This window comes from Petralouisia muris, from assembly GCF_004793545.1.
GTDB lineage: Bacteria > Bacillota > Clostridia > Lachnospirales > Lachnospiraceae > Petralouisia > Petralouisia muris.
Genome location: NZ_SRYA01000121.1, coordinates 1 through 8,368, shown reverse-complemented (window position 1 = coordinate 8,368; position 8,368 = coordinate 1). Strand labels below are relative to the sequence as shown.

The 8,368-nt window shown below is 40.4% G+C and carries 9 protein-coding genes and 1 pseudogene; all 10 read left to right on the top strand.

The window, feature by feature from the left end:
• Positions 1 to 226: 226 nt before the first annotated feature.
• The gene (mobV, locus tag E5329_RS27085; protein WP_120486321.1) at positions 227 to 1,192 is read left to right on the top strand and encodes a MobV family relaxase; all 966 of its coding nucleotides are present in this window, start codon (positions 227 to 229) and stop codon (positions 1,190 to 1,192) included.
• 8 nt (positions 1,193 to 1,200) lie between these two features.
• Complete coding sequence (locus E5329_RS27080; protein WP_120486322.1) at positions 1,201 to 2,055, top strand: ParB/RepB/Spo0J family partition protein; 855 nt, start codon at positions 1,201 to 1,203, stop codon at positions 2,053 to 2,055.
• 44 nt (positions 2,056 to 2,099) lie between these two features.
• Positions 2,100 to 2,330, top strand: a complete 231-nt coding sequence (locus E5329_RS27075; protein WP_120486323.1) for a YdbC family protein — start codon at positions 2,100 to 2,102, stop codon at positions 2,328 to 2,330.
• A gap of 2 nt (positions 2,331 to 2,332) precedes the next feature.
• On the top strand, positions 2,333 to 2,593 hold the full coding sequence (locus E5329_RS27070) for a stage II sporulation protein R (RefSeq protein ID WP_456320043.1): 261 nt from the start codon (positions 2,333 to 2,335) through the stop codon (positions 2,591 to 2,593).
• A 54-nt stretch (positions 2,594 to 2,647) separates the two neighbouring features.
• A pseudogene (locus tag E5329_RS27065) lies at positions 2,648 to 2,962 on the top strand (recombinase family protein); the annotation flags it as partial.
• Between the two features lie 232 nt (positions 2,963 to 3,194).
• Positions 3,195 to 4,181: a ParA family protein gene (locus E5329_RS27060; RefSeq protein ID WP_135992289.1), complete on the top strand. Its 987-nt coding sequence runs from the start codon at positions 3,195 to 3,197 to the stop codon at positions 4,179 to 4,181.
• An 82-nt stretch (positions 4,182 to 4,263) separates the two neighbouring features.
• A complete protein-coding gene (locus E5329_RS27055; RefSeq protein ID WP_135992288.1) occupies positions 4,264 to 5,715 on the top strand; it encodes a serine/threonine-protein kinase in 1,452 nt (483 codons plus the stop codon).
• An 18-nt stretch (positions 5,716 to 5,733) separates the two neighbouring features.
• Positions 5,734 to 6,261, top strand: a complete 528-nt coding sequence (locus E5329_RS27050) for a hypothetical protein (RefSeq protein ID WP_135992287.1) — start codon at positions 5,734 to 5,736, stop codon at positions 6,259 to 6,261.
• Positions 6,262 to 6,282: 21 nt separating this feature from the next.
• Positions 6,283 to 6,921 (top strand): hypothetical protein, encoded by a 639-nt coding sequence (locus tag E5329_RS27045; RefSeq protein ID WP_135992286.1) that lies wholly within the window; start codon positions 6,283 to 6,285, stop codon positions 6,919 to 6,921.
• A 429-nt stretch (positions 6,922 to 7,350) separates the two neighbouring features.
• Complete coding sequence (locus tag E5329_RS27040) at positions 7,351 to 8,352, top strand: AAA family ATPase (protein WP_135992285.1); 1,002 nt, start codon at positions 7,351 to 7,353, stop codon at positions 8,350 to 8,352.
• Positions 8,353 to 8,368: the final 16 nt, after the last annotated feature.

Below are 8,368 nucleotides of genomic sequence, written 5' to 3'. Positions count from 1 at the left end.
ACTACACTTTGCCCTGCAAAGTCGTGTGCCAGACGTTCCCTCTGGACTCCCTTAAAGCAGGGCTTGCGCCCTGCCCCATCCTGCGCCTTACGGCTTCGGATGGAAGAATGTCGGCGTGAGAGTGACGGTTATGACTGGCGATAGGGGGTATCCCAAAATCACCGTCATCATCGTCATGACCGTCACGCATACAGATTACCCGCCGAAAGAAAAGAGGAATCATGCCATGCCCTATGCAATCCTGCGTTTCCAGAAACGCAAGGCAGGCGGCGTTGCGGCTTGCGAACGCCACAACGAGCGGAAGAAAGAAGCCTATAAAAGCAACCCAGATATTGATATGGAACGCTCCAAGAATAACTATCATCTTGTGAAGCCGCCCCGCTACACCTACAAGAAAGAGATAAACCAAATGGTAAAAGAAGCGGGCTGTAAGGTAAGGAAAGACAGCGTGATGATGGTGGAAACACTCATCACCGCTTCGCCAGAATTTATGAACAGCTTACCGCCCGAAGAACAAAAAGCCTATTTCCAGACGGCTCTTGACTTCATTTCAGAGCGTGTGGGAAAGAAAAATATCCTTTCCGCAGTCGTCCATATGGACGAGAGGACGCCCCATATGCACCTATGCTTTGTGCCGCTTACGCCCGACAACAAGCTATCAGCGAAGTCTATTTTAGGCAACCAGAAATCCCTATCCGAATGGCAGACCGCCTACCATGAGCGGATGTCCGCACGGTGGGGCGAATTGGAAAGAGGTCAGTCCTCAATGGAAACGAAGCGGAAACACATCCCCACATGGCTCTATAAGTTGGGCGGCAGGCTGGATAAACAGTATGCGGAAATCGTGTCTGCCCTCTCCGACATCAACGCTTTTAACGCAGGAAAGAAAAGAGATAAGGCGTTAGAACTGCTCTCCGCATGGCTTCCAGACGTGGAGAAATTCTCAAAGGAAATCGGCAAACAGCAGGCGTATATCGACAGCTTGAAAGAGAGAATCGGGCAGGAATCCGACTATGCGGGGCGTATGCGTGATGAAAAGTACGAGCAGGAATTAAAGGTACAGAAAGCCAACCAGAGGATATTTGAGTTGCAGAGAACCAACGAGCAGATGGGGCGGCTGCTCTCCAAAATCCCGCCAGAGGTATTGGAAGAATTGCAGAAAAGCAATCGAAATAGAGCAAGAGAAAGGTAGGAATGTGAATGAAGAAACAGGATTTTAAGGTATTAAAGACCGCAGACTTGTACCCGTTTCCCGACAACCCTTTCCATGTGGTGGAGGATGAAATGCTGTCAGAGTTAGCGGAAAGCATTAAGGAGTTTGGAATCGTAACGCCGATAATCACACGCCCGAAAGAGGACGGCAACGGCTATGAAATCATTGCGGGACAGCGGCGTGTCCGTGCTTCCGAGCTTGCAGGGATAAACACAGTCCCCGCTTTTGTCCTGCCTTTAGACCGTGACAGGGCAATCATCACCCTTGTGGACAGCAACTTACAGCGTGAAAATATCCTGCCATCGGAGCGGGCGTTCGCCTACAAGATGAAATCCGAAGCCATGAAGCGGCAGGGTTTCCGCACGGATTTAACCTCGTCACAAGTTGGGACGAAGTTGCGGACGGACGATAAGGTGGCGCAGGGCTTCGGCGTTGGCAGGATGACCGTGCAGAGATTTATCCGTTTGACGGAGCTGATACCGCCGATTTTGCAGATGGTGGACGAGGGGAAAATCGCCCTTACGCCTGCGGTGGAGCTGTCCTTTTTGAAGAAAGGCGAGCAGAAAAATCTATTTGCCACGATGGAAAGCGAGGAAGCAACGCCCTCACTCTCACAGGCACAGCGGATGAAAAGCCTAAGCCAGAGCGGGCGGCTTGACATGGATATGATATTTTCCATTATGACCGAGGAAAAGGGAAACCAGAAAGAAACCGTGAAAATTGGCATGGAAAGGTTAAAGAAATACTTCCCGAAAGGAACAACTCCCAAGCAGATGGAGGACACCATTATCAGACTTTTGGAGCGTGAATTGCAGAGGAAACGTGGCAGGGACAGCCGATAATTTTCTCTTTTCGGGAGGTAAGTACAGAAAGTTGAGGTAGGAGAATGAATAAAATCCAGTACGAGATTGTAAAGGAAATCGCCGTGTTGTCGGCAAGCGGCAGCGGCTACACAAAGGAAATCAATTTAATCTCATGGAACGGGAAAGAGCCGAAGTATGACATCCGCAGCTTTTCCCCCAACCGTGAGAAGTGCGGAAAGGGAATCACGTTGACCGCTGATGAAGCGGCGGCTCTCCTTAAAGCATTGCAGGAAGAATTGAACAGCGGGGATTGATTGTGTCTGATTGGCAGGGAGGGGACGTTTCCAGACGCTCCCCTGCCCTGTCTGGAAAGGAAGATTTGAGTATGGGCGAGGATAAAAAAGCAAACAAAAAGAAAAAGCGTATTGTGGCAAGACAGCCAGTGCAGATGATTGTCAGCCGTGAATATGTCGGCACACAGACCGTTGCTGAAGCATTCATCCCGATTATCTCCGAGGATATCCGAAAGAGCATTACAGAAAATGACACCTTCGACAATGAGGATATATCCGCTTAGAATGTACGCAATGGAACATGAAAACAGTTAGGGCAGATACGGAGGTTTTACAGTATGGCAGGAATCAAAGAAGAAAAGAAAATCTATTCAGTCGGCATTTACTGCCGCTTATCTAAGGACGATGGCACGGAAAACGAGAGTGCGAGCATTGCCACGCAGAAATCCATCCTCACGGATTATGTGAAAAAGCAGGGCTGGCACTTAGCAAAAACGTATGTGGACGACGGTTATTCTGGTACGAATTTCCAAAGGCCGAGCTTCCAGAACATGATTAAGGACATTGAAAACGGGCTGATAAACTGCGTGATTACAAAGGATTTATCAAGATTGGGGAGAAATTATCTTGACTGCGGGCTATATCTGGAAGTGTAATTTCATTTGAGAATATAAAGTTATATTATTTCTAAAATGAATGTTGCGTTGCATAATGCTGATTATTGCTTATGGGGAGGACTTAATTTATCATTTGCTCTATTTCGTTTATTTAGAACTTATAAATTTTTGTTGAGCAAATTAACAATAAGGAGTATAATAATAAAAAAATTATTTAGCAATTTGGCTAGAAATAGTAGAGAAGAATATTTGGGAGAGAGGATGACAAATGATACAAATTGCCATTTTTAACAATAAGGGTGGTGTTGGAAAAACTACATATTTATTTCATATTGCTAATCTTTTGGCAGATGCAGGCATTTGTACGTTAATGGTAGATTGTGATAGTCAATGTAATTTAACAGCATATGCACTTGATGATTCAGAGATAAAGAAAAGTTGGAGTGAGCGTGGAAATAGTATTTATAAGGTTATTCAGCCTGTTTCTGAAGGGCTTGGGGATATTAGAATGCGACAGGCACATTGTCTTAGAGAGAAATTATATTTAGTTCCAGGTGATATTGATTTGAATATATATGAAGACCGTTTAGGGGAGACATGGGCAAGTGCAAGCGTTCAGCCGGCGTCTATTCGTGTGCAGATAGCAATTTATAGGTATATTAAATTTGCTGCACAAAAATGTAATGCGCAGGTTGTATTGATTGATTTAGGTCCTAATTTAGGTGCTTTAAATAGAACCGTTTTAGGAGGATGTGATTATTTTATTACACCATTATCACCAGATTTGTTTTCGATAAAAGGAACACAAAATCTAGGAAATAAGTTTGTTGTTTGGCATGATGAATGGAAGAATAATTTGTATAAATGGAAAAAACCTAATAGTGGCATATCTATTGATGAGTTACCACATGGTGCACCAAAATTTTTGGGTTATGTTACACAACAACATAATATTCGAGATTCTAAATCTGGAATGACAATTGGTTGGAGTATATTTGGAAATCAGGTAGATGAAGCAGTTAGGCGAAATATTGTTAAACAATTAGAACCTTTGGAACAAAATGATAGCAAGCAAAATTATTTGTTGGGTAAAATCCCTAATTTACATAGTTTAGTGCCTTATTCGTTAAACGCACATAAACCAGTATATAAATGCAGTAGTTCTGATGGGTTGAAAGGTTCACATATAAGTAAAGCTAGAAATAGTAAAGAATTGTATCAAGATATAATTAATGAAATTCAAAGACTACTATAATGGATGTATTTATTGTTAGCGGGTTATATATTTCTGTCAATATGTTCCATAAAAATAAGAGGGTGTATACGGAGGAGACAAAATGAATATTGTCGGTAAAGTAATTAATGGATATTTATTTGAGGAGGCATTAGGCAGCGGAAGTTTTGGAGCTGTATATAAAGTGTCAAAGGCTAATAAAATCTATGCAGCAAAAGTTTTGTCAGAAACTTATATTTTAGATGAATTTAAACATGAGCAGAACCGTATTACAAGAGAAATTGATGTTTTAAAAACTGTAAAAGGGGAAAATCTTATAAAATATCAAGAAGACTTCTATTTTAAGAATGAATTTGGTGTATTGGAATATGTAATTGTAATGGAATATTTTGTGGGAGAAACACTTAGAAAGTATTTGAAAAAAGATGTTGCTTTGGATGTCTTGGTTAAGATATTTATTAATATCTTACATGGAGTTAGTGATTTGCATAATACTGTTATTGAAAATGAGGGTATTATTCATAGAGATTTAAAACCAGATAATATTATGATAGATGACGAATTAAATGTAAAAATTATTGATTATGGGTTAAGCAAAATAATAGATTTTTCTTCGATAACCTCGACTGGAACTCAAATAGGCTCTCCATTGTATATGTCGCCAGAACAATTAAAAGATAGTAAACATATTGATTATAGAGCAGATATTTATGCATTAGGTATTATATTGTATGAGATGTTGACAAAAAATATTCCATATAGAGCAGCTACGTTGCCGGAATTATTGATGAAAATTCTCAATGATCCAATTATTCCACCTAAACAGTATAATCCTAATATTAGTGATGGGATAGAGAATATAATTTTTAAGGCAACAGCCAAAGAGCCTTTTGCACGTTTTCAAACAATAGAAGAATTTATAGATGCTTTCAATAAAAAGGATGTTCAAGATGAGTTAGTAACATTAGGAAAATATTATGCATGGATATATCGGGAAAAGGATGTTACGGAACAATTTGAAAAAGAAAATAATGCAGATATAATCTATCCGATTCATGTTCAAAATTGGATGAAAAAATTACACCAGCATTTTGCAGATAATAATTTTGAAAATGTCATCATAGACCCTTCAACACAAAGATTGTCTTATGTTGCTTTTGGTAATACAAAGGGGCTTGTAGAATTGCCATATGCACCAGACAAAGGCGTAATCTCTCTAGAATATTTGCAGAATCCTCAAAAGCGGGCAGCATATATTGATAAATGGTATGCAACAGTATCAATGGGGAGAAAGGTAATTCTTCCATATCATTATATAAGTAATACAGATTATCCTGTTGAAAAAGTGGATGAGTGGATAAGAATGAATATTCAATTAATTGATGAGAGTTCAAAGGTAGTAGGTGATGAAATAGAAAAGTATGCCATGATTTCAATAGGGTTGGGACATTTGGTTTTTCAAGCCGAAAAAATATTATCGTATTTTGTCCATGCCAATGTTAATGGTTTTATTGTTCAAGTTTCAGATATGAGGCAATTGAATGAACAATCCTAAGGTAGTTATATTGACTTTATGGTTAATTTACAAAAATATACAGGAAAACCTGTAATTGCTTTAAAGGTTCCGATACCATTGGGATTAGCATTAATAGGGAAAGGAATACATGGTTTTTCTTTAGGGTTAGCCAGCATTGATTATTTTGATGAGCAGTATATAAAAGAAGAAAAAGATTCTTTCAATTTATATTCAAAATTTTACTTTCCACAAGTATTGTCTTTTTTGACTTATCCCAAAAAAGATACGTTTGCGTTTGAACAAATTTACTCTTATTTTGGGGGTTGCAATTGCAAGTGGTGTGTTGGTAAGACACCGATTGAAATAGGAACTGGGGATAAAGGAATCCAATTGCATAATTGGCAAATGATGTTGGAAGAAGTAGATAAATTTAATCAATATGAGGGTGATGAACGTATTATTTATCTAAAGAAAAGAGTAGACAATGCTTTACATAACTTAGATTCTATACCTAAAGATATAATTGCAAGTCAAAAGAATACCGATTATTACAAACTATTAAAAAACTTAAAAAAAATTTTATGAAAAAATGGTAGGTGTGTGGTTATGTTTTTGAATGAAACTGAATTAGTGGATAAATTAGTTCTTGATTTACAAGAACGGTTTGATACACAATATATTGTTAGGGAACTAAGGGGTGGTAATAATATTGCAGATGTGGTATATACGACCAATATAGATAGGAGTAATATAGTTTTTGATGAGTATTTTAATGCATATTACTATTTTAATGGGATTTACAGACATAAAAAGATTAGTTTGGATGATGTTAAAATTTCCAATGAAAAGGTTAATAAAAAATTCCATCATTTTCTTCGAGAGTTAGAAGAACTTGGATATATAAAAATAAACGATAATTACATTACTACCATAAAAAAAATTGATGCGGTTACAAGAAATTTTATAGCAGTAGAAGCAAAAGTATCAGACTGGAAGTCAGGATTGGAACAAGCAATTAGGTATAAACAATTTGCGAATGAGGTATATGTTGCATTAAGTTCTGAATATATATCGAAAGTCGATAGACAACAGTTTAAAAACCTCAATATTGGATTAATGAGCGTGTCGTCTGGAAAGTTAAAAATATCTATTAAAGCAAAAAAGATGCCAGTAGAAAAGTTGGATATACAATATTTTATAGCAGATAGATTTTTGAAGCAATTGAGATTAGTTGAGGAAATGTAAAAAATTTATGATCAAAAGGCACTCGTTACTTACCGAAGGAAAAGGTTAAATGACGGGTGCTTTTATATTTTCAAAAAATTAGAACACCATGTCTAAAATCACGCTCCCTTAGCGGCTACTGGGTGAGAGGTCAAATCCTCCCGCCCTATTTTATTGCCACGAAACGATTCCATAGATTACTGCTCCTTGATAACTTCACAGCAGCCGCCAGAGGGATACCCGCCGCAGGGACAGCAGAGCCACGACATAAGCCTGCCCGCTGCTCAATCCGTGCATGGCACAGACGGAGAAAACGCCGCTTTAGGAAAGCGTGGAACTGTATGGACTGGCTGCGTTACATACCCTTGCTTTAATGGCAGGGGTAAATAAATTCAAGGAGGGCAACGCCTATGTGCAACAAAACAAAACCAACATGGAGGGAGGGGTTCTATGCAGCAGTTACAGAAGGTGGATGCTGATACGCTCCTTTTTGAGCCGCTTGAAAAGCCGTCCTTTGTAGTAGACAGTCTTATCCCCACAGGCTTGTCACTGTTCTGCGGCTCACAGAAAATCGGCAAGAGCTGGCTCATGCTGAAGCTCTGCCTTTGCGTGTCGCAGGGAATCCCCTTATGGGACATGACGACATTGGAGGGAGATGTGCTTTATCTATGTTTGGAGGACACATTCTGCCGCATACAGGACAGACTGTTCCGTCTGACGGACGAAGCGAGTGGGCGGCTACACTTTGCAGTGGCAAGCTGCAAGTTATCAGACGGTCTTATCGTGCAGCTTGAGGACTACCTCAAAGCACATCCCCAAAGCAGGCTGATTGTTATTGATACGCTGCAAAAAATCCGTACCGCATCCAAAGACAGCGCTTACGCAAACGATTACGGGGATATATCGCTGTTAAAGGATTTTGCCGACAGGCATTCCCTCTCGGTGGTGGTCGTACACCATATCCGCAAGCAGAACGACAGCGATGTGTTCAACAAGGTGTCTGGCACGACAGGCTTGACAGGGAGTGCGGACGCTACCTTTGTACTGGAAAAGGAGAGCCGTGCATCCGATACCGCAAAGCTGTTTGTCACTGGCAGGGACACGCCTTACCAAGAGTTCACGCTCCGTTTCCGTGATTTCAGTTGGGGGCTGGTAAAGCGGCAGACGCAGGAGCAGCTTGCGGCGGCAGAGATTCCCCCTGTCCTTTTTCGGGTGGTGTCGTTCATGCAGGACAGGACAGAATGGTCTGGCACGGCTACGGAGCTTCTGGAGGTCATGGGGGAAAACGGGGAACTGTCCACGGTTATCACAAAATGGCTCAACCAGTACCGTTCCACGTTCCTTTATCAGAACGGCATCCAGTACGATTACCAGAGAAAATATAACGGCAGGAAAATAATCCTTGCAAGGTGCGGGGGGAGACTGTCCGAAAACTCGGATAATTTAACCTAAAGAAATAAAGATTGAT